The sequence below is a fragment of the Thermococcus sp. LS2 genome (assembly GCF_012027375.1).
In the GTDB taxonomy this organism is placed as follows: domain Archaea; phylum Methanobacteriota_B; class Thermococci; order Thermococcales; family Thermococcaceae; genus Thermococcus_B.
Window position 1 is genome coordinate 106866 of record NZ_SNUI01000005.1, and the last position, 20572, is coordinate 127437.

At 42.2% G+C, this 20572-nt stretch carries 25 protein-coding genes; 14 read left to right on the forward strand and 11 right to left on the reverse strand.

The features are described 5' to 3' along the window. Nucleotides 1-2 precede the first annotated feature (2 nt). The 13 genes from E3E24_RS08090 to E3E24_RS08145 all read left to right on the forward strand — a co-directional run bounded on the left by E3E24_RS08090 (nt 3) and on the right by E3E24_RS08145 (nt 9777). Nucleotides 3-974 (forward strand): beta-ribofuranosylaminobenzene 5'-phosphate synthase family protein, encoded by a 972-nt coding sequence (locus E3E24_RS08090; protein WP_167886720.1) that lies wholly within the window; start codon nt 3-5, stop codon nt 972-974. 2 nt (nt 975-976) lie between these two features. Beyond that, nucleotides 977-1765: an N-glycosylase/DNA lyase gene (locus tag E3E24_RS08095; RefSeq protein WP_167886719.1), complete on the forward strand. Its 789-nt coding sequence runs from the start codon at nt 977-979 to the stop codon at nt 1763-1765. Between the two features lie 273 nt (nt 1766-2038). Then, nucleotides 2039-2929, forward strand: coding sequence for an ATP phosphoribosyltransferase regulatory subunit (locus E3E24_RS08100; RefSeq protein WP_167886718.1), 891 nt, complete (start codon nt 2039-2041; stop codon nt 2927-2929). After that, nucleotides 2926-3543 carry an ATP phosphoribosyltransferase gene (gene hisG, locus E3E24_RS08105; protein WP_167886717.1) on the forward strand — a complete coding sequence of 206 codons (618 nt, stop codon included), beginning with the start codon at nt 2926-2928 and terminating at the stop codon, nt 3541-3543. Before E3E24_RS08100 ends, hisG begins: the two co-directional genes overlap by 4 nt. After that, the gene (hisD, locus tag E3E24_RS08110) at nt 3533-4666 is read left to right on the forward strand and encodes a histidinol dehydrogenase (protein ID WP_167886716.1); all 1134 of its coding nucleotides are present in this window, start codon (nt 3533-3535) and stop codon (nt 4664-4666) included. Before hisG ends, hisD begins: the two co-directional genes overlap by 11 nt. Beyond that, nucleotides 4663-5193 carry an imidazoleglycerol-phosphate dehydratase HisB gene (gene hisB / locus E3E24_RS08115; RefSeq protein WP_167886715.1) on the forward strand — a complete coding sequence of 177 codons (531 nt, stop codon included), beginning with the start codon at nt 4663-4665 and terminating at the stop codon, nt 5191-5193. Before hisD ends, hisB begins: the two co-directional genes overlap by 4 nt. Beyond that, nucleotides 5194-5316, forward strand: coding sequence for a hypothetical protein (locus tag E3E24_RS12980; RefSeq protein ID WP_255454066.1), 123 nt, complete (start codon nt 5194-5196; stop codon nt 5314-5316). A 12-nt stretch (nt 5317-5328) separates the two neighbouring features. Further along, nucleotides 5329-5919 (forward strand): imidazole glycerol phosphate synthase subunit HisH, encoded by a 591-nt coding sequence (hisH, locus tag E3E24_RS08120; RefSeq protein ID WP_167886714.1) that lies wholly within the window; start codon nt 5329-5331, stop codon nt 5917-5919. Next, nucleotides 5916-6611, forward strand: a complete 696-nt coding sequence (gene hisA, locus E3E24_RS08125) for a 1-(5-phosphoribosyl)-5-((5-phosphoribosylamino)methylideneamino)imidazole-4-carboxamide isomerase (RefSeq protein ID WP_167886713.1) — start codon at nt 5916-5918, stop codon at nt 6609-6611. Before hisH ends, hisA begins: the two co-directional genes overlap by 4 nt. 1 nt (nt 6612) lies before the next feature. Beyond that, nucleotides 6613-7368, forward strand: a complete 756-nt coding sequence (gene hisF, locus E3E24_RS08130) for an imidazole glycerol phosphate synthase subunit HisF (RefSeq protein ID WP_167886712.1) — start codon at nt 6613-6615, stop codon at nt 7366-7368. 5 nt (nt 7369-7373) lie between these two features. Next, nucleotides 7374-8000, forward strand: a complete 627-nt coding sequence (gene hisIE, locus E3E24_RS08135; protein ID WP_370520477.1) for a bifunctional phosphoribosyl-AMP cyclohydrolase/phosphoribosyl-ATP diphosphatase HisIE — start codon at nt 7374-7376, stop codon at nt 7998-8000. Further along, nucleotides 7997-9004 carry a histidinol-phosphate transaminase gene (hisC, locus tag E3E24_RS08140; RefSeq protein WP_167886710.1) on the forward strand — a complete coding sequence of 336 codons (1008 nt, stop codon included), beginning with the start codon at nt 7997-7999 and terminating at the stop codon, nt 9002-9004. Before hisIE ends, hisC begins: the two co-directional genes overlap by 4 nt. Before the next feature lie 35 nt (nt 9005-9039). Beyond that, the gene (locus E3E24_RS08145; RefSeq protein ID WP_167886709.1) at nt 9040-9777 is read left to right on the forward strand and encodes an HAD family hydrolase; all 738 of its coding nucleotides are present in this window, start codon (nt 9040-9042) and stop codon (nt 9775-9777) included. Here E3E24_RS08145 and E3E24_RS08150 read toward each other — a convergent pair. From E3E24_RS08150 to E3E24_RS08200, 11 genes are all read right to left on the reverse strand, one after another. Further along, nucleotides 9763-10755, reverse strand: coding sequence for a [LysW]-lysine hydrolase (locus tag E3E24_RS08150; protein ID WP_167915851.1), 993 nt, complete (start codon nt 10753-10755; stop codon nt 9763-9765). The genes E3E24_RS08145 and E3E24_RS08150 overlap by 15 nt on opposite strands. Then, complete coding sequence (locus E3E24_RS08155; protein ID WP_167886707.1) at nt 10742-11839, reverse strand: acetylornithine/succinylornithine family transaminase; 1098 nt, start codon at nt 11837-11839, stop codon at nt 10742-10744. The genes E3E24_RS08150 and E3E24_RS08155 overlap by 14 nt, the downstream gene beginning before the upstream one ends. Then, on the reverse strand, nt 11836-12564 hold the full coding sequence (locus E3E24_RS08160; RefSeq protein WP_167915852.1) for a [LysW]-aminoadipate/[LysW]-glutamate kinase: 729 nt from the start codon (nt 12562-12564) through the stop codon (nt 11836-11838). Before E3E24_RS08160 ends, E3E24_RS08155 begins: the two co-directional genes overlap by 4 nt. Nucleotides 12565-12575: 11 nt before the next feature. Then, nucleotides 12576-13568, reverse strand: a complete 993-nt coding sequence (gene argC / locus E3E24_RS08165) for an N-acetyl-gamma-glutamyl-phosphate reductase (RefSeq protein WP_167886705.1) — start codon at nt 13566-13568, stop codon at nt 12576-12578. Continuing rightward, complete coding sequence (gene lysX, locus E3E24_RS08170; RefSeq protein WP_167886704.1) at nt 13565-14386, reverse strand: lysine biosynthesis protein LysX; 822 nt, start codon at nt 14384-14386, stop codon at nt 13565-13567. Before lysX ends, argC begins: the two co-directional genes overlap by 4 nt. Before the next feature lie 31 nt (nt 14387-14417). Beyond that, entirely contained in the window at nt 14418-14579 is a 162-nt protein-coding gene (lysW, locus tag E3E24_RS08175) for a lysine biosynthesis protein LysW (RefSeq protein WP_167886703.1), read from the reverse strand. 94 nt (nt 14580-14673) lie between these two features. Next, nucleotides 14674-15717: an isocitrate/isopropylmalate family dehydrogenase gene (locus E3E24_RS08180; RefSeq protein ID WP_167886702.1), complete on the reverse strand. Its 1044-nt coding sequence runs from the start codon at nt 15715-15717 to the stop codon at nt 14674-14676. Then, nucleotides 15705-16184 (reverse strand): 3-isopropylmalate dehydratase small subunit, encoded by a 480-nt coding sequence (locus E3E24_RS08185; RefSeq protein ID WP_042679937.1) that lies wholly within the window; start codon nt 16182-16184, stop codon nt 15705-15707. Before E3E24_RS08185 ends, E3E24_RS08180 begins: the two co-directional genes overlap by 13 nt. After that, entirely contained in the window at nt 16181-17335 is a 1155-nt protein-coding gene (locus E3E24_RS08190; protein ID WP_167886701.1) for a 3-isopropylmalate dehydratase large subunit, read from the reverse strand. Before E3E24_RS08190 ends, E3E24_RS08185 begins: the two co-directional genes overlap by 4 nt. Beyond that, nucleotides 17332-18444, reverse strand: a complete 1113-nt coding sequence (gene lysS, locus E3E24_RS08195; protein WP_346766027.1) for a homocitrate synthase — start codon at nt 18442-18444, stop codon at nt 17332-17334. The genes E3E24_RS08190 and lysS overlap by 4 nt, the downstream gene beginning before the upstream one ends. Before the next feature lie 272 nt (nt 18445-18716). Continuing rightward, on the reverse strand, nt 18717-19580 hold the full coding sequence (locus tag E3E24_RS08200; RefSeq protein ID WP_167886700.1) for an NAD(P)/FAD-dependent oxidoreductase: 864 nt from the start codon (nt 19578-19580) through the stop codon (nt 18717-18719). A 73-nt stretch (nt 19581-19653) separates the two neighbouring features. Here E3E24_RS08200 and E3E24_RS08205 point away from each other — a divergent pair. Continuing rightward, nucleotides 19654-20525 (forward strand): IS982 family transposase gene (locus E3E24_RS08205; RefSeq protein ID WP_167887338.1). Its coding sequence is split into 2 segments (ribosomal slippage): nt 19654-20089 and nt 20089-20525, totalling 873 coding nucleotides; the frame shifts between segments, so codons are not numbered across the junction. Nucleotides 20526-20572: the final 47 nt, after the last annotated feature.

The window sequence follows — 20572 nt, forward strand, 5'->3', positions numbered from 1 at the left end:
ACATGATAATCAAAACACCGAAAAGATTGCACTTGGGTTTAATTGACCCCTCTGGTTCTTTGGGAAGAAGATTTGGAAGCTTAGGTGTTGCCCTTGAAGAAGGCTACGAGATAAAGCTCATGCCCCATGAAAAGCTCGAAATTAGGGCTGAAGGAGAAGATAAAGAAACGATTAAATTCGTCATTGGAAGGATGAACAAACATTTTAGCACAGGCTTTAACTATCTTGTTGAAGTCAGAAGGACAATTCCAAGACATGTAGGTTTTGGATCAACAACTCAGCTCTCTTTAGCTGTTGGTGTAGGAATAGCAAAGCTAAACAACATAAATGCTAGAATTGAAGAGCTGGCTGAAATTTTTGGAAGAGGAAAAAACAGCGGTGCTGGGATTTATACCTTCAAATACGGCGGCTTTGTTATTGATGGTGGAGTTAAGGAAGGAATACCGCCTTTAATTCTTAGGGAAGAGTTTCCTGAGAATTGGGCTTTTCTTTTAGTGATTCCTCAAGTTAAGAGAGGATTTGACGAAGAGGAGGAAAAGCCCATAATGGCAAGCATTAGAGGTAAACCCGAAATTGCAAAGGAGATAAGCCACAGAATTCTACTTGGACTTCTACCAGCTCTAAAAGAAAGGGACATTAAGACCTTTGGAAAGCATTTGAGTGAAATTCAAAGGTTAGTTGGAAAGCATTTTGAGGATTACCAAGGAGGCGAATTCAGAGAAGATGTGAAGCTAATCCTAGAGTTTTTGAGGGAGAACACCTACGGCTATGGACAGAGTTCATGGGGTCCAACTGTTTACGGGTTGATACGGAAGAGCGAATACTCTATGCTGAAGGCAAAGCTACATGACTTTCTGAAGGATCACGGCATCAAAGCCAAGATAGAGCTTGGAACTCCAAGGAACAAAGGAGCAGAAATTGTAATGGAAAATGCCTATCTGCTGAGGCTGATAAACAGCATAGCGAAGGGATAAAGATGACCCTCGACCGCTTTATCACAGTCAAACACAAGGAGAACAAGCCAAAAATCGAGAGATTAAAGGAAATCCTTAAAGAGTTGGGCATAGAATGTGCCAGAACTATCGAAGAGAAAGTTGATCTGCAGTTTTCAGCTCTGGAACATCTTCACAAAAATCTCAAAAACGATGAGCTATTCATAAAGCTCGTAATTGCCAACGCAATAGTCAGCTATCAGCTGACTGCCACTGGGGAGGAGTGGTGGTGGGAATTTGCCGAGTATTTCTCTTCGAATCCTCCAGAAAAGGGGATTGTTGATGCTTATTCAAGGTTTTTACCCGCCTCTCAAACTAACAGAAGGCTAACAGTTGCAAAAATTAAAAGGCTTGAAAAGCTCGAGTCCTTTTTAATTAAGCTTAAACTTGAAGATCTCAAGAATTACTACTATTCAATGACGTCTCTAAGAAACGACCTTGCAGAAGTGCTGAATTCCAAAAGAAATGCCAAAACAATAGTCTTTGCTGTGAAGATGTTTGGCTATGCAGGCAGGATAGCATTTAAAGAGTTCATTCCCTATCCAATGGAAATTGAAATTCCAGATGATGTGAGAATAAATGCCTATACAAAGAGATTCACGAACGAGCTACCCACAAGCTTTTGGTCGAGGATTGCAGAAGAGGTTGATATCCCTCCTCTTCACATAGACTCAATTCTCTGGCCCGTTCTTGGGAGGCATGCAGAAGTTAAGAATAGATTGAAAAAATACTGTTCCAAAGCTGAGCTTATTTTTGAGCTGGCTTCCCTTTAGACCTAATATTTTTCGCAAACTTTTGTCATATTGACAAACTTTCAATAGGTTAAACTTATATAGGGTGCAAGACATTGGGAGTTGAGGTGTTTAAAAATGAGAGGGGGAGGAATAGACAACAAAAGAGGTACAAACTTTAGAGAAGAAGTTAACTTTTCCATGGCTTTTCTGGTGAGTTACTACCATCATCATTGACTGTTCTGGAGCACTTAGCTTAGTTGGACATTATTTAGCGGGAGATATTCTCATCGAAAAGTTCTCGGAGGGATTATTTTGAAGAAGGATTTATTTTCCGAATCAGAGAGGTTAGCGGATATTACAAAGTATTTAAGGCGAACATTTGAGCTTTGGGGTTATAGAGAGATATTTTTGCCAACGATAGAAGAGTTCAGCGAGCAGCTTAGAAAAGGAACAAAATTTGCCTACAATAATGGATTTTACATAATAAAGCCAGACCTAACATCTCAGATACTTGCAAACCTCAAGGAGCCGAGGAAGCTTAAGCTCTACTACATCAGTGAAGTGCTGAATGGGGGGATTAAAGGGAACTGGCAGGCTGGAGTTGAGTTTATCGGCGGAGAAGACGTCAAAATGCAGGTCGAGGTTCTTTTAACTGTTATAACTTCCCTCGAAGCACTTGGCATCAAGGATTTCTACATCGACGTCGGCAGCTTGAAGGTCTGGGAGAGAGCAATTGAAGGAATTGAAGAATTCAAAGCAGAAATTTTCAGAGCCTTGACGAGAAGAAACTTCGAAATCATTGAAAGACTGCCTATAAACGAGGAGAAGAAAGAAGAGCTCTGGCAGCTGTTCAACTTTAGGGGAAAGAGCTGTGAATACGAAAAGCTCAATAAAATTATCGAGGCAGTTGACGATGAGAGAGTCTTCATAGATTTCGGCACAATAAGACCTCTTCCTTACTACAGCGACATAATCTTTGAGGTCTATTCTCCAAAGATTGGAAAACCGCTCGGAGGCGGCGGAGAGTATACATTTAAAGGAGTCAGCGCTTTTGGATTCGCCTTTGACTTAAATGCACTCTCAAAGCTCTTTGACGGGAAGATAGAGAAGAGCAGAAAGAGAATCGGAGGGGAGCTGAAAGAAGCATACAAGCTTGCAAAAGAGCTCGTAAAGCTCGGCATTCCAGTGGAGGTGGAAGAATGAGATTTGTTCTTCCAAAAGGACGACTATTCAAGGATTCGCTTGAAATCCTACGAAAAGCTGGGATTGAGCTTAGGCCACCAGAGAACAGAGAATTGATGGTAAAAAACGGCAGATATGAGCTCCTCCTTGCAAGGGCTTTTGATGTCCCGGTTTACGTCGAGTATGGCGTTGACGTTGGCATAGCTGGAAGCGATGTTGTTGAGGAAAGGGAAAGTGACGTCCTCGTTCCTCTTGAGCTGCCTTTTGGAAAGTGCCGCTTAAGCTTGGCGATGCCCAAAGAAAATGCAGTCAGCGTTGAAGAGATGGACGGTTTTAGGATAGCCACCAAATACCCAAACCTTGCAAGGAAGTTCTTTGAGAGGAGAGGAGTCGAGGTTGAAGTGATAAAGCTTCACGGAAGCATCGAGCTTGCCCCAAAAATTGGGATTGCAGATGCCATCGTTGACATCGTCGAGACGGGAAACACATTGAGAGCCAATGGGTTAGTTGAGGTGGAGAAGATTATGGATGTTTCGGCTTTGCTTTTGGTGAACAGAATCTCCCAAAAGACGAAGTTTAGGGAGATTAACGAGCTTGTTTTAAAAATTAAGGAGGTTGTCAAAGATGAATTTTGAGTTAGAAAGCTATGTGGCTCAAATTTTGAAAGACATAAGGGAAAGAGGTATTGAAGCTGTAAAGGAATACTCAAGGAAGTTTGACGGCTATGATGGGGAATTCCTTGTTAGTGAAGAAGAGTTTGAAGAAGCGGAGAGGCAAATTCCAGAGAAGGATAAGAAAATAATCAAGCGCACAATAGAAAGAATCTGGGAGTATCACGAGAAACAGCTTGAGAGCGATAAGCTCTACATAAAGAACGCTTCGCTTTATGGTATAATCTACAAGCCGATAAGGAGGATCGGTATCTACGTCCCTGGAGGGAAGCCTCTGCCTTCGACACTCATGATGGTTGGAGTTCCAGCGAAGATAGCTGGTGTTAAGGAGATAGCAGTTACAACACCACCTAAAAACGGCAAAGTCAATCCGTACATCCTCTATGTTGCAAAGCTTCTCGGTATCAAAGAGGTCTACAAGCTCGGTGGAATCCAAGCGATTGGAGCAATGGCTTACGGCATTGGAATGAAGAAAGTAGACAAAATCTTCGGTCCAGGCAATAAGTTCGTGAACGAAGCAAAGAGGCAGGTCTTTGGTGTTGTAGGAATTGACAGCTTAGCTGGACCATCAGAAATAGCTGTTATAGCCGATGAGACAGCAGATAAGGAGTATGTTTTATACGATTTGCTTTCCCAGCTGGAGCACGGAAAAGATAGCAAGGCTTGGCTTTTAACGACTTCAAAGGAATTAGCGGAGTACTGCAGAAGGGACGGAATTGAAGTTGTCCTGTGTGAAAGCTTGGAGGAATGTGCCGAAAAAGCTAACGAGATAGCTCCAGAACACTTGGAGATAATCACAAAGGAACCACTGAAGCTCGTGGATTTAATTGAAAACGCTGGAGCGATTTATCTCGGCGAATACACACCGGTGCCAGCGGCTGATTATTTCCTTGGAGTTAACCACGTTCTGCCAACCGGGGGAGCTGCGAAGTTCAGCGGGGTTTTAACAGTTATGGACTTCATGAAAAGGATAAGCTTAGCGTACGTCAGCAGAGAAGAATTCCTAAGCGAGCGCTATCTCGGAATTAGGTTGGCTGAGATAGAGGGAATGGAGATGCACAAGAAGTCAATGGAGGTTAGAAAATGAGACGCAAAACGAAAGAGACTGACATAATTGTTGAGGTTGGCATTGAGGGGAGCATAGAAACAGGAGATAGAGTATTTGACCACCTCCTTACCGCTTTATTCTTTTACATGCGTGAGAAAGCCAACATTAAAGCGAGCTATGACTTAAGACATCATCTCTGGGAGGACTTAGGTATAGTCCTTGGAGAAGAGCTCAAAGAGAAAATTAAAGGCAAGAAAATAGCGCGCTTTGGGAACGCAATAATGCCAATGGATGATGCATTAGTCCTTGTCGCCGTTGACATCTCGAGGCCATACCTCAACCTTGAGTTCGATATAAAGGAGAGCGAGGAAGGCTTCGAGGTTACTCTGGTTAGGGAGTTCCTCTGGGCGCTGGCAAGAACTCTCAATGCCACAATTCACGTGAAGCAGCTGGCTGGAGTTAATGCACACCACATAGTCGAGGCTACATTTAAGGGACTTGGTGTTGCTCTAAGGCAGGCTTTAAGCGAAAGTGAGCGTTTAGAGAGCACCAAAGGGGTGTTGTGAATGAGAAATTCCGTAGAGAGCAACCTAAAATGCACTCAAAAGGCATATTGGAACACCAACTGTGGGGACAAGCCTTTGGCAGATGGAAAATTTCCGCCAGCGCTTTGCGAAGCAAAGGGCTGAGGGGGTGTTGTAGTGATTGCGATAGTTGATTTAGGAATTGGTAACTTAGCCAACGTAAGAAAAGCTTTAGATGGAGTCATTACGAGCGATCCCTATGAAATAGAGAAAGCTGAGAAAATAGTTTTGCCCGGCGTTGGAAACTTTGGAGCTGTGATGGAGAAGCTTGAGCCTTTGAGGGGAGTTATCTTAGATGCCATAAACGATGGAAAACCCTTCCTTGGCATATGCCTTGGGCTTCAGCTGCTCTTTGAAGAGAGTGAAGAGAGCCCAGGAAGCAGAGGTCTTGGCGTATTTGAAGGCAAAGTTGTGCGCTTTAGAGGCGTTAGAACGCCGCACATTGGCTGGAACCAGGTGCGGCAGAAAAAGGACTGTCCACTCTTCGAGGGCATAAAGGATGGAGCTTACTTCTACTTTGTCCACTCCTACTACGCAGATCCCCAAGACGAGAGCATAGTCGTAGGGGTTACTGACTATCAGTCGAAGGGCAACGAAGTGATTTTTACATCCGCAGTATGCAGGGACAACGTTTACGCGGTTCAGTTCCATCCAGAAAAGTCGAGCAGAAACGGGTTAAAGCTCTTAGCGAACTTCAGGAGGTTATGAAGATGAAAATTTATCCCGCTATCGATTTAATGAACGGAAAAGCCGTTCGCCTCTACAAAGGAAGAAAGGATAAAGTGAAAGTTTATGGTGAGCCGGTGGAGATAGCTAAGGGTTTCGCCGAATACGTTGACAAAATCCACATAGTGGACTTAGATGGAGCTTTTAGCGGAAAGCCTCAAAATTTTGATGTTGTTAAGCAAATAATAGAGGAGACAGGACTGAGGATTCAGCTTGGAGGTGGCTTCAGAGATTACGAGAGCATAGCAAAGGCTTATGAAATCGGCGTCGAAAACGTCATAATTAGCACGAAAGCCTTTGACTTGGAGTTTTTAGAAAAAGTAACACAAGATTTTGAAGGAATTACTGTTAGCTTAGATGCCAAGGGCGGAAAGATAGCAGTGAAAGGCTGGCTTGAGGAGAGCTCAATAAGTGTTGAGGAAGCCTACGAAATGCTTAGAAAATACGTTAAAAGGTTTATTTACACGGCAATCGAAAGAGATGGCACTTTGATGGGAATTGAAAAGATTAACCGCTTTTGGGATAGAGAAGAGTTCATCTATGCTGGCGGCGTCTCAAGCGTAAGCGATGTACTAAAGCTTAGAGAGATTGGATTTTCCGGCGCTATTGTGGGAAAAGCCCTCTATGAAGGTAAGGTTACTTTAGAAGAGCTGTTAAATGTCTTAGGTGATTGAGATGTTAGCTAAGAGAATTATCGCGGCTTTAGATATAAAGGAAGGCAGAGTGGTCAAAGGGATAAAGTTTCAAAACATTCGCGACGCTGGAGACCCAATAGAATTAGCGAAGCGCTATGAGGAAGAAGGAATAGACGAGATAGTTTTCTTAGATATTACCGCATCTTACGAAAAAAGAAAAATCCTCCTCGATTTGGTTAAGAGAATAGCTGAAGAAATCTACGTCCCATTTACAGTTGGTGGAGGAATTAGGAGCGTCGAAGAGATAAGAGAGATAATCAAAAGCGGTGCCGATAAGGTTTTCCTAAATACAGCGGCCGTTGACAATCCCAAGCTCGTAAGCGAAGCGGCAAAAGTTGTTGGGAGTGCGAATTTAGTCATAGCAATTGATGCAAAGTGGAACGGCGAATACTGGGAGGTTTATACTCACGGGGGAAGAAAAGCAAGGGGAATTGATGCTATAGAGTGGGCAAAGGAAGTTGAGCGCTTAGGTGCTGGAGAAATACTCTTGACGTCAATGGACACAGATGGAACTCAGCAAGGCTTTGATATTCCGCTGACTAAAGCGATTGTTGAAGCTGTGGATATTCCAGTTATAGCCTCTGGAGGTGCTGGAAGTCCAGAGCACTTTTATGAAGCGTTTAAAATAGGTGCTGAAGCAGCTTTGGCAGCTTCGATATTCCACTATGGAAAGTACACGGTTAGAGAGCTGAAAGAATACCTAGCTAAGAAAGGTGTTCCTATAAGACTGGAGTGATGAAAATGAAGGAGCTTATTGAAAAAGTCAACTGGGAGAAGAACAATGGAATTGTCCCAGTAATTGTCCAAGATACAAAAGGAGAGGTGCTGACCTTAGCTTACATGAACAAAGAAGCTTTAGTGAAGACGCTTGAAACGGGTTACGCCCACTACTATTCAAGGAGTCAAAAGAGAATTAGGATGAAGGGTGAGGTTAGTGGGAACGTTCAAAGAGTAAAGGAGATTAGGATAGACTGCGACAACGACGCTTTGCTTTTAATTGTTGAGCAAGTTGGTGTTGCGTGCCACACGGGGAACTACTCATGCTTTTACAGAAAGCTAGGAGAACCCGAGAAAGCCGTTGGCGGAATAGACTACTCGCTCACAATCCTGAGAGAGCTTGAAGAGTTGATAAAGCAGCGAAAGGAGAATCCAAAGGAAGGTTCCTATACGTCGAAGCTGTTCAAAGAGGGGAAGGAGAAAATCTACAAGAAGTTTGGAGAGGAGGCAATTGAGGTTTTAGTCGCTGAAGGAAGGGAGAGAATAATTTACGAGACTGCTGATTTGCTTTATCATTTGCTGGTTTTGCTTGCCTACAATGAAATAAGCTTAGGGGAAGTTATGGAAGAGTTGAGGAGGCGGAGGAAGTGAAAATTCAAGAATTAGTCAAAAGCTTTGAGCCTTACAGGGTTTTGGAGGGGGATTACAAAATTTGGCTCGACAAGAATGAGAGTCCCTTCGACTTGCCGGATGAGATTAAGAAGGAAATCTTCGAGGAGCTTAAGAGAATTCCCCTGAACAGGTACCCACACATAACAGCAGACTCATTAAGGGAGAGGTTAGCAGAGTTTTTGGGCTTTGAGAAGGAAAACATAATCGTTGGAAACGGAAGCGATGAGCTAATAAGCCTAATTTTAAAGCTCTTTGAAGGAGAACACATTGTCATAAGTTCCCCAACTTTTGCTATGTACTCCTTCTACGCTAAACTTGAAGGGGTCAAAGTTGTTGATGTTCCCTTGGATGAGAACTTTAAGCTGAGAAACATTGAGGACTACGCAGAGAATGCTAGGGCTATATTTATCTGCTCACCAAACAATCCTACGGGAAATATGCAAGAGAGGGAGAGGATAATAAGCGTTCTCGAGACTGGGGCACCTGTAATACTGGACGAGGCTTACGTTGAATTTGCAAAAAAGAGCAACCTTGATTTGGTAAACGAATACGAGAACTTAATCGTTTTAAGAACCTTTTCAAAGGCCTTTGGATTAGCTGGGGTTAGAGTGGGTTATGCTGTTGCCAATGAAAAGATCATCGACTATCTTTTAAGAATTAAAGCGCCTTTCAGCTTAAATGTCATTTCAATGAGGATAGCAGAGCTTATGCTTGACCACTATGATTTAGTTAAACAAAACATCAATTACATAATTAAAGAACGCGAGCGCATCTATAAAGAATTCAAAGATTACGCGTATCCAAGCGAGGCAAACTTTCTGCTTATGCGCTTAAATGCCTATGAGTTCCTTCTTGAGAGGGGCATCGTGGTGAGAAAGCTCGGCGGAAGGTTGGAAGGACACATAAGAGTTACCATCGGCAAGAAAGAGGAAAACGACGAGTTTATTAAAGCATTAAAGGAGTTTTTGGAAGAAGAATACTGATTGCCTGCATGAGCTATAATTTAGGGGGTTAACTAATGAAGGAGCTGAAATGGCTAATCTTTGATATTGACGGTGTTTTAATTGACGTGAGCGAGAGCTATGACTTGGCAACAAAGCTAACCGTTGAGTACTTCCTAAAAAAGCTCGGCAAAAGCATTGAAGTCGAATTAGATCTAATAAGGGATTTACGAAGGAAAGGAGCATTTGGAGATGACTTCAAAGTTAGCGAAGCTTTGATAATTGGAGCCTTGACTGGAGACTTAAGGAACTTTGTGCAAGACTTCCCAGCTGGAGAAGGAATAGGTTGGGTTAGGAAGCAGTTTGGAATAGTAATAGATCCTAAGAGCATTGAGAGGATTTTCAACACATTCTACCTAGGTGAGTACTATAAAGAGAGAGCTTTCGACTTTGAGGGTCTTTGGAAGAAGGAAAAGCCAATAGTGAAAAGAGAGCTTTTAGAAAAGGCCAATGAAAGATTCAAGCTTGGGGTTGTAACAGGGAGGAGTGCCTTGGAGCTTGAGTTAGCAGAGAAAATACTTGGTTTTCACTTCGAAAACGCTGTAACAAGAGAGCTTTACGTTAAGCCAGATCCAAAAGCTCTTTGGCATCTCACAAAAGGTGAGGAAGGAATTTACATTGGGGATACAATAAACGATGGTCTTTTGGTAGAGAATTACAAAAAAGCCTATGGGAAAGACTTTGGCTTCCTCATGGTGGGAGGAGATGTCAAAGATGTGAATGAAGCTATAGAAAAGCTTTTAGATGCTTTTTAGCTCCTCTAAAGCCGTTTTTAACACTTCTATCGCTTTCAAATATTCCTCTAAGTTTAAGCGTTCGTAAGGAGTATGGTCAAGCCTTGAATCGCCAGGGCCATAAGCAACGGCATCGACTCCAAACTTAGGAGCTAGGATGTTCATATCTGCTGTGCCCGATTTTTTCTTCAACCTTGGCTTTATTCCGTTCTTCCTTATAGCCCTAACAAAAGCCCTAACCAACGGACTCCTTGGCGAAACTTCGTAAGCAGGAACAAAATCTAAAATTTCTCCTTTAATTGCTGGTTCATAATTGAGAGGTGTTCTAATATTCACAATCATCTCCCCATAAAAATCAAACTCCCTCTCATAGGCTTCAAACCTCAAAATTCTCCCGCTTGGCTTATCAAAGCCTTCACCAAAATCCCTGCTTAACTCGAGCCATTTTTCAATTAAAAGCTCTGCAGCGCCCTTTGAGCTTAAACTTCCATGGAACTTCTCAACTTTTTCCACAAACTTCATCGTTAAGCTTCCCTTATAGCCAATTGTAACGCTATCAAAGCCGCTTGGCTCTCCAACGATTATAAAGTCTGGTCTTGGAACATCTAAGTTTTTAGCTCCAATGGAATATCTTTCTTCATCAACTAAGCCAGCGAAAATTAAATTTGCTTTACTTTCAAGGAAAGCGAAAAAGAAAGTCGCCAAAGGCCCTTTGGCATCAACGCTTCCCCTTCCCCATAAGTACTTGTCCTCGATTCTAACTGGGATGTAGCCTTTAACGGTATCTATATGCCCAGCTAAGAGTACTCTCTTCCCATCTCCTCTTTTCTCAGCTATCACATTCCCTACTCCATCAATGTAAGCCTCGACACCAAAGCTCTCAAAGCTCTCAAAGCTCTCAACCAAAAATTTTGCAACCTTCTCTTCTTCTCCGCTTGGGCTGTAAATGCTCACAAGCTCCTTCAGAAATTCAATTTTCTCTTCTTCACTGATTTTCATTTAGGACACCTTCAATGGTCTCTTTGACCCAAAGCATTTGTTCCTTTGTTATTATGAGCGGCGGTAGTAGTCTAATCACTCTATTTCCTGCGGTTCCAACTAAGAGACCCTTATCTTGCAGTGCTTGGACGTACTTTCCAGCGCTTTCTTTCAAGACGATTCCAATCATCAATCCCTTGCCTCTTGTCATCACGACCTTTTCTCCCTCGACGGTTATGGACTTCTCGGGGGCTTTTTCTATTAGCCTTTCCCTTCTCAAAATTCTAAGCGTTGTAGCTGCAGCTTTACAAGCGAGGGGATTTCCTCCAAAGGTTGAGCCGTGCTTGCCCCTCGGAACATCAAAGTTCGTTAATGTTAATCCGATTGGGACTCCATTGGCCAACCCTTTTCCCATCGTAACTATATCCGGCTCAACACCATAGTGCTCTATAGCCAAGAACTTTCCAGTTCTAAAGGCGCTTTGGACCTCATCCACTATGAGCAAAGCCCCAACATCCTCAGTTAAATCCCTCAATGTTTTCACGAACTCTTCTTTAGCTGGAACAATGCCACCTTCTCCTTGAATTGGCTCAAGTATTACAGCGGCAGTTTCTTTTGTTATAGCCTCTTTTGCCGCTTCAACATTGTTGAATGGGATATGCTTAAACCCAGGAACTAAAGGCTCAAACCCCTGCCTATACTTTGGCTTCCAAGTTGCACTTAGAGAGCCAAATGTTCTTCCGTGGAAAGCATTTGTCATAGCTATTATCTCTTTCCTTCCAGTATAAAGGCGGGCAAACTTTAAAGCCGCTTCAACAGCTTCAGTTCCAGAGTTTCCCATGAAGGCGTATTCAAAATTGACAAAGTGAGATAGCTCCTCGAAAAATTCTTCCTTTTCCTCATGCTCGAACATTGGTCCAGCGACTACCAGCTTTCTCATCTGTTCATTTATTGCCTCCGCAAGCTCTTCGTTTGCATGTCCTAAGATTGCAACGCCTATCCCAGCTATTGCATCGAGGTATTTGTTCCCTTTATCATCCCAGACGTAAACGCCCTTTCCTTTGACGAGCGTGAGCCTCTTTTTGTAAACGCTTACCTCTCTCATTCAATCACCGTCCTGCCGTTAAATCCTTGGATGATCACCTTTTTAACACCGCTTTCAACGGATTTTTTAGCCATAAGCAGCTTCCTCTTCATTCCTCCTTTTGCAAAGGGCAAGAACTCTTCCATTTCATTAACCTTAATTTTTTCAACTATTTCACCATCAACCAAAAAAGCTGTGTCCGTTAAAAAGACAAGCTCATCTGCTTTCAAACTTAGAGCTATTGCATGGGCTAGCTTATCCCCATCAATATTCAAAGGTTCATAGGCTTCGCTCATTGCTATTGGCGCTATAACAGGAACTCCTACCTTGCTGAGTTCCCTTAAGGCTTTAACGTTGATTTCCCTTATAATACCAGAGTAGTCATCCCTTATTGCAACTTTTTTTCCATTGATTATGGCTTTGATGAGCTTTTTCCTCTCAGCTTTTATGAGGCCTAAATCAAGCCCGCTCAATCCTATGGCGTTAATTCCTCTGCTCTGGAGGAGGGAAACTATCCTCTTGTTGGCCTTCATTATAGCCATTAAATAAATCTCAAGCACTTCTTTTGGAGTGTACCTAAACTCCACACCGGAGGGGCTTTTAAGTCTTTTAACCTCTATTCCTAACCTTTTGGAAAGCTCATCAACGTAATCTGAGCCACCGTGAGTTATTATATCCCCCTCTAAAATTCCATCAAACTCTTCCAGCCTATCTAAAACTGCTCCTCCAATTTTAACGACCCTCATCTCCCTCACCTTCAAATTGGATACACTGGCAAGTAGTTCAGTCCTAGAGTCTCATCTAAACCAAAAGCTATGTTCATGTTTTGCACCGCTTGTCCAGCGCCGCCTTTAATTAAATTGTCCAATGCGGAAAAGAGTATAACCCTTTGATTCTCCTCATCGTAGGCAAAGCCTATATCAACGAAGTTGCTTCCTATTACGTACTTTGGATCGGGAAGTTTTTGGATTCCACCTTTCTCTTTGACGATTCTTATGAATGGCTCTTTTAGGTAGCGGAAAAATCTCTTATAGAGCTCTTTCTCACTCGTTTCCATCTTGAAGTAAATTGTAGCCAAAAGCCCTCTCACCAAGTCAACAGAATGAACTGTGAACTGAGCCTTTACATTGGTCTCTTGAATTACCTCAGCTTCGTGCCTGTGGTGGAATGCTTTATAGACCCTAACCACATGGGACCTCTCGGGATGAATACTTGCCACGTTTTCTCTTCTTCCACCAGCACTTGAGCTAACCTTTAAATCCACTATTGCTTCGCTAACATCTCCTTTGAAGGGATACAAAGCTAAAATGACTGCTGTGGCATTACAACCGGGATTCGCTATTAGCTCGGCTTTTTTAATCTCCTCTCTGTGAATTTCTGGCAATCCATAGACGAACTCATCAATGAGCTCTGGCTTTACATGCTCTCCATAATATCTCTCGTAGAGGTCTAAGCTTACCCTGAAATCAGCGCTGAGGTCGATTATTTTTGCACTGCCAAGGAATTCGTCGATAATTTTCATTGACTCTCCATGAGGGACTGCTAAAAATATAACATCAGCGTCAAAGTCATAATCATTTGTAAAGCGCAAATTTAGCCCTCTCAAGTTTGGATGAACCTTGTGAACTTTTTTTCCAGCGTATCTTCTTGATGTTATTGCCGTTATCTCAACCTCGGGATGCATCGCTAAGAGTCTAACCAACTCTCCCCCAATATAACCGCTTGCACCAACAACAGCTGCTTTAATCATCTTTTAGCCACCTCAACTGCATACTCAACGATTTTCCTAGCTATATCAACTCCAGTAGCTTTAGCTGTGTTTTTGAACTCCATAGTTGGGTTAACCTCATTAACCAGCAGTCCTTCCTCACTCTCGAAGATATCTATAGCCAAAGCACCTTCCCCAAATGCTTCCCAAGCCTTAATGGAAATCTCCCTCACTTCTTCATCAGTACAAGGGACGGCCTTTCCGCCCCTAGCGGTATTTGTTATCCAATGCTCAGAATATCTGTAAATAGCAGTAACAAATTCTCCTCCAATAACATAGCTCCTAATGTCCCTTCCTGGCTTTTTGACAAATTCTTGGAAGTAGTAGATTTTGTAAAGTGGATTGCTCAGCCACTTTTTGTGCTCTATTATTCCTTCCAATGCATCATCATCGTTTATTTTCGTTATCAGCCTTCCCCAACTTCCAAAGACTGGTTTTGAAACTATAGGATAGCCAAGAGTTTCAGCGACTTTTTTGACGCTTTTCTCATCAAAGGCAACACTCCATCTCGGAATATTGACCTTTTTACTAAGCTTTAAGGTTGCTAGGAGTTTATCTCCCGCTTCAAGTATTATATGGAAGGGATTCACAGTTGGAATGCCTTCATTCTCGAAGAGCTTTGCTAAATATAGGGCCTTAAAGTGACTGACATTCCTTATTATCACAACATCTACGTCGTAGCTTTGGGGGAAAACAACGTCGCTATCGTGAAGCATAACCACTTCTCCGTAATCTTTCGCTCTCTCCTTGAGCATCATCTCTTCCTTGCGCATTATTGTGTAAGTTATGCCGATTTTCATTGCCTGGCCTCCAAAAAAGAAGGTTAAAGGGCTACTCGCCCCAGTCTTCTTCTACCTCTGGGATCTCTTCCAAGACTATTGGGTCTAAGCCAACCACCTCAAGCTCAGCTCCACAGACTGGGCACTCAATTATTTGGTGTAACTCTAACTCTCCGACCTCAATATCCGCTCCGCAAACTGGACACTCCACCATTTCGTTCACCTCCTTCCGCTTAACATTTGGAAAGCTTTAAATCTTTTTTGTAGCATTTATTTCTAAGTTTTTAGCTTTTGTTACAAATGAAACATTACTTTATGAAAAGCGTTGGGATAAAGTTGATCCTAATCTCATCAACCCAAACTTCATCCCACTCCAAGGGGTCAATTCGATATTCTATCTCCCTAATAATTCCTTCAACGACATCCTTCGTCATTGCAGTCCCTCCCAAATCGGGAGTTAGATTGCCTTTCCTGACGTAAGATTTGACTGCTTCCCAGATAATTTGACCGTTTAAGTTGAGATAATCCAAAAGCATAGCACCGCTCAAAATGGCCCCAATTGGATTAGCTATTCCTTTTCCAGCTATGTCAGGTGCAGTTCCGTGAATAGGCTCAAATAGAGCGATATCATCACCATAGTTCCCAGAGGGAACAATTCCAATACTCTTTGCGTGAATAGCTGCTAAGTCCGAGAGAATGTCACCAAAGAGATTTTCCGTTAAAATAATCCCCTGACTCCATGGATTCCTAACGAGTTCTATTGTGAAGGAATCTATAATTTTCTCTCTAACCTCGACTCCTTCCTTTTCAGCTAAACTCAAGACAATTTTCCTAAAGAACTTGTCACCCATTAGAACGTTTGCTTTATGGACAAAAGTAATCTTCTCCCCTTTCTCTTTTGCCAAATTTATGGCAAATCTTGCTATTCTTTCAGCTCCTTCCCTTGTTATTACTCTGAAATCTATTGTCCTTTCATCTGTAGATCTATAAACACCAGAGTAAAGGCCTTCACTATTCTCCCTAACGATGTAGATTTCTCTATCATTCCATAAGTCTGGAATTATCCTTAGGTTAGCATAAAGGTCGAGTTCCTTTCTAAGTGTTATAATTAAGCTTTTGTAATTTGGAACGTCAAAAGGTGTTGATGTTGCCCCAAATAAAACTGCATCCATTTTCTTTATCTCTTCCAAGTCCTCCTCTCTTATTGGGACCCCATATCTTTTGAATACTTCAAAGCCGCCCTCAAACTCAACGAACTCTATTTTATCGGTTACAGCTCTTATGACCTCCATCGCGGCTTCCGTAACTTCAATACCAATGCCATCTCCCTTAATGACCGCTACTCTATACATAAGTCTCCCCTCCTTCTCACGTATTCAATTATCCCACCGCTCTCAACTATCTCGAAGAGGAAGCCATCCAATGGCTTAAACTTCCTTACTTCATCACCTTTTCTCACAATTCCCCGTTTCCAATCGACTTCAATCTCATCTCCATCGTTCAGCCAGTCCGTGTCGCCAATTAAGAGAGGAATGCCCAAGTTAATGCAATTCCTGTAAAATATCCTTCCAAATGACTTTGCGATAATTCCGCTTATTCCAGAGGCTTTCAATGCCAAAGCGGCTGACTCCCTCGATGAACCAATTCCAAAGTTCCTTCCACCGACTATTACATCCCCTGGTTTTACATTTTGAGAGAACTCTGGTCTAACTTCTATGAACGCTATTTTGGCTAATTCTTGTGGGTCTTTAGTTAAGTTGTATCTTCCGGGAGTTATTTCATCAGTTGAAACATTATCCCAAAATTTCCACACCCTCATAGCACATCCTCCGGATTCGTTATCTCTCCATAAATTGCACTCACCGCTGCAGTAACAGGGCTAGCAAGATAGATTTCAGCGTTTGGAGAGCCCATCCTTCCTTTAAAGTTCCTGTTGGTTGTGCTCAGAATTACCTCTCCATCTCCAGCTACTCCCATGTGCCTTCCTAAGCAAGGCCCACATCCGGGAGGAAGAACAGTGACTCCTGCGTCAATTAGCCTTTGCATAATTCCTTCTTTTATCATTTGGAGGTAAATCTTTCTTGATGCTGGCCCTATAAAAGTTCTCACACTAACCTGTTCGCCTTCGAGGATTTCTGCTACTTTCCTAAGTTGCTCAAGCCTTCCGTTTGTACATGAGCCTATGAAAACTTGGTCAATCTTTCTTTTAACCTTCTCAACTCTCTCAACATTGCTTGGGTGGTGTGGTAAAGCTACTAGAGGCTCAATTTGGCCAAGCTCTATTGTAATCTCCCTCAAGTAATCTCCATCTCCGCTGAATGTTCCGTTGTCTAAAACAGCTGTCTTTGCATTTGTCTCAACGCTGAAGTTTGCTATTGTCATTTTTTCGTCAATTGAAAGGTCAAGGCCCCCAAAGAACTCTAGGGTCTTGTAGTTCATATCAAAATCTTTCAGTAATCCGATCAAGTGAAGCATTAAGTCCATTGCCATAACATTTTTGCCTAATCTTCCTTCGAGGTTTACTCTAACGCTTTCCGGAACTCTGAACCAAGTTTTGCCTAATCCTAAAGCTATGGCGGTGTCAGTTGCTCCCATTCCAACGGCAAACACTCCAAAGGCACCTAATGTTGGCGTGTGTGAATCCGCCCCAATGATTATTTTTGCCCCCTCTAATAGGCCTTCCTCTGGAACGACTTGGTGGGAGATACCGTAGCCTTCGAATATTCTAATTCCCTGTTCCCTTGCGAATTCCCTGATTTCTCTCTGCAGATTTGCTATTTTCACCGTTGGTGCTGGATAAACGTGGTCAAAGAAAATGAAAGCTCTATCGGGTTTTCTTACTCTTGTGAATGTCTTTCTAAAAGATTCAATGATTAGGGGCATCGTTCCGTCATGGGTGTAAATTAAATCAACTTCCCTTATCACGGCCTCTCCGGCTTTTGCATTCAACAGCTCTTCAACAATTGTCATTCTACTCCCCCCATTTTTCTTGCCTCTTCAAGAAGCCTTTCTGGGGTGAAGACTTCCTGAGAGTTCTTCACAATGCTGAGCAGTTTTTCGGTAATTTCTTCATCTCTGATTCCTATTTTTTCCAAGTAGAATCTTATCGAGTCCCTTCCTGCATATTTGTCCAAATAAATCGCCCTCTCTCTTCCAAAGATCTCTGCTGGTAAAAACTCGTAAAACCTGGGGTCTTTTACCACGGCGGAAACATGCAAGCCAGCTTTGTGTATAAAGGCGTTTTCCCCAACTATTGGATAATTCCTCTGCACTCTAATTCCAGTTATTTCTTGGATTATCTGGCTTAACTCGTAGAGCTTTTCAAGCTTGTAGTGCTTGATTCCGTAGTGGTAGTAGAGAATCGTTGAAATTTGAGCCAAGTCCACTATTCCCACTCTCTCTCCTATGCCATTTATCGTTGCATCCACTAACGTTGCTCCAGCTTCAATGCCCATTATTGCATTTGCCAAAGCTAAGCCCAAATCGTTGTGGCAGTGAACGTTGGTTGGAATGCCGAAGCCAACTACTCTTCTAACGAGCTCGTAGAAGTAGAGCGGATGAGCACTTCCTGTTGTATCTGCTATGCTTACTCTGTCGACTTTAAGTTCTTTTGCTAAGCTTAAGGCCCTCTCGAGGTTTTCCCACTCCGTTCTTGTTGCGTCTTCTGGTGTAAAGCGCACTTTTAAGCCATGATCTTTGGCATAAAGGATAGCATTTTCAATTCTGTCTAAAGCTTGCTCAAGGGTTATGTTGAAGCGCTTTTGAAGGCAGGCATTTGAGAGACAGAAGAATATTCCTATCCAGTTTACATTTGTGTCCAAAACTAAGTCTATGTCCCTTCTCAAAGCCCTTGAGTGTGCTAAGAGGTTCGCTTTCAATCCTTGGTTGGCTATTAGTTTTATGCCTTCCATTACGTCTTGGCTCACTGCTGGGTGTCCTACTTCTATGAACTCAACTCCAAATTCATCTAGCTCTATTGCTATCCTCAATCTCTGCTCAGGAGTAAAATTAACCCCTGGTGATTGTTCTCCTTCTCTCAATGTCGAATCCAGCAGTTGTATGACTCTTAATAGTACCACCCCCTATCTGATTTGACACTCCCAACATTCATGAATGGGTATATAAATATTTCGGAAAACTTTGATAATTCTCGAAGAGATTTTTAGACTATTCGAATTTTTATTAAAATTTTTCGATTTTTTTCAATATTATCGAAGAAATTTTTGAGCATTGGAGAAAGAAATTGAGAAATGAAAAGAAAAAGCTTGGCAAATATAAGGTGAGAAAATATAGTCTTTCGGATGTCTTAACTCCCTCGAGAGGTGCCTCAGTAACGTCTAGAATCCTGTACTCAATAGTTAGATGGGCTCCCAAAAGCTTTTCTTAGGAATATCCCTCTCAGCTGTGGTGGAGCTTTTAGCAGGGCTTCAACTAATTGTTTTTGAAAGTTGATTTGCTGGGGAATTCCAGTTTTTTCAAACTCTTCTTTGAAAGACTTTCCATCTTTTATGGACTTTGACAGTGCATAAGCGGAAATTACTGAAGGTCTTATCCCCTCGCCAGTTAGTGGGTATACTGCTCCCAGCGCCTCTCCTATAGCGGGATGCTTAAGGTTGTACATCTTCTCTTTTATACCTCCAGCGTAGATATATGCACCTTCTTTTCTTTCAATTTTTGCATCTCTAAAACGCTCGTCATTTTTAATGAAGGAATTAAGTCTCGCTTTTAATTCGCCATAACTTAAAAATCCTCCAATACCAACATTTGCCTTATTTCCTCGTGGGAATACCCAAATATAGCCGACGAAATCAGTGTAAAACCAAATTTCTAAAACATCATCTTCGATTTTAGCATCTTCCAGTATATATTGATATGTCAAAAACCTCCACTTGCTTTCATTGTAGAACATGCTTCCTGTAGCAATCACAATAACATCTTTGTCTTTTGTTTTTATCATGGGTTCCTGCCCTTCGAATTTGATGTGCTTACCTAGTTTAACTTCTATGTCATTCACAAGCCATTTAATGAATGCAGGTTTGTCGAGTATATACCCTCTAGATACACTTTGATAATTTTCACTCAACAACTCATTGTTGAGATACGTCCTTTGCCCACGTATTTCATTTAAAATAGACTCTTCTGGAATTTCAATGTATTTTCCTAAACTTTTTGGAACTGCCCAAGCACATGGTTTTGTTCCTAGAGATTTCCTCATTTCGTAACCTCTTACACCCTAGTTCCCATCAGATCGTTAGAGTTATAAGTTCTTAAAGTTTTTTGACTGATTGGTGGTTGTATTGAGCTTTCATAGGGAAATCCTGATCATAAAATCCGAAATCTATCCGATAGTCAGCAAACACTATCCGAAAAACACCCGCAGAGAAGTAATCAGCCTCTATGACCTGATAACCTTCGCCATACTGACACACTTACACTTTAACGGAGTTTACAAGCACGCTTTCAGGGTTTTAATCGAGGAAATGAAACTGTTCCCCAAAATCAGGTACAACAAACTAACAGAACGCTTGAACAGGCACGAAAAACTTCTGCTCCTAGCGCAGGAAGAATTATTCAAAAAACACGCTAGAGAATACGTTAGAATACTGGACTCGAAGCCCATTCAGACCAAGGAGTTAGCCAGAAAAAACAGGAAGGAGAAGAAGGGTTCTTCAGAGATCATAACTGGAAAACCTGCGGTTGGTTTTGTCCCGTCTAAAAAAAGCACTACTACGGTTACAAGCTGACCTGTTATTCTGATGGGAATCTCTTGGCCTTACTGTCCATTGATCCAGCGAATAAGCATGATGTGAGTGTTGTCAGGGAGAAGTTCTGGGGAATTGTTGAGAAGTTCACTGGTTGTTTTCTGTTTTTGGATAAGGGGTATGTCAGCAGGGAGCTTGAGGAGGAATTCCTGCGGTTTGGCGTTGTTTATGTTCCAGTAAAGCGGGAGAATCAGATTAGTAGTCTGGGGGAGAAGAAGTTTTACAGGTTCCTGTCTGATTTCAGGAGGAGGATTGAAACGCTGTTTTCGAAGCTAGATGCTTTTCTGTTAAGACCCAGCTGGACTGTTAGTTTGAAGGGCTTGGCTGTCAGGATTTTAGGGGCGATTCTGGCCGTGAATCTGGATAGATTATACAACTTCACAGGTGGTGGGAACTAGGGTTTACTTTTTATTTTTTCTTTTTAAAATTATTAAAGTATTACTAC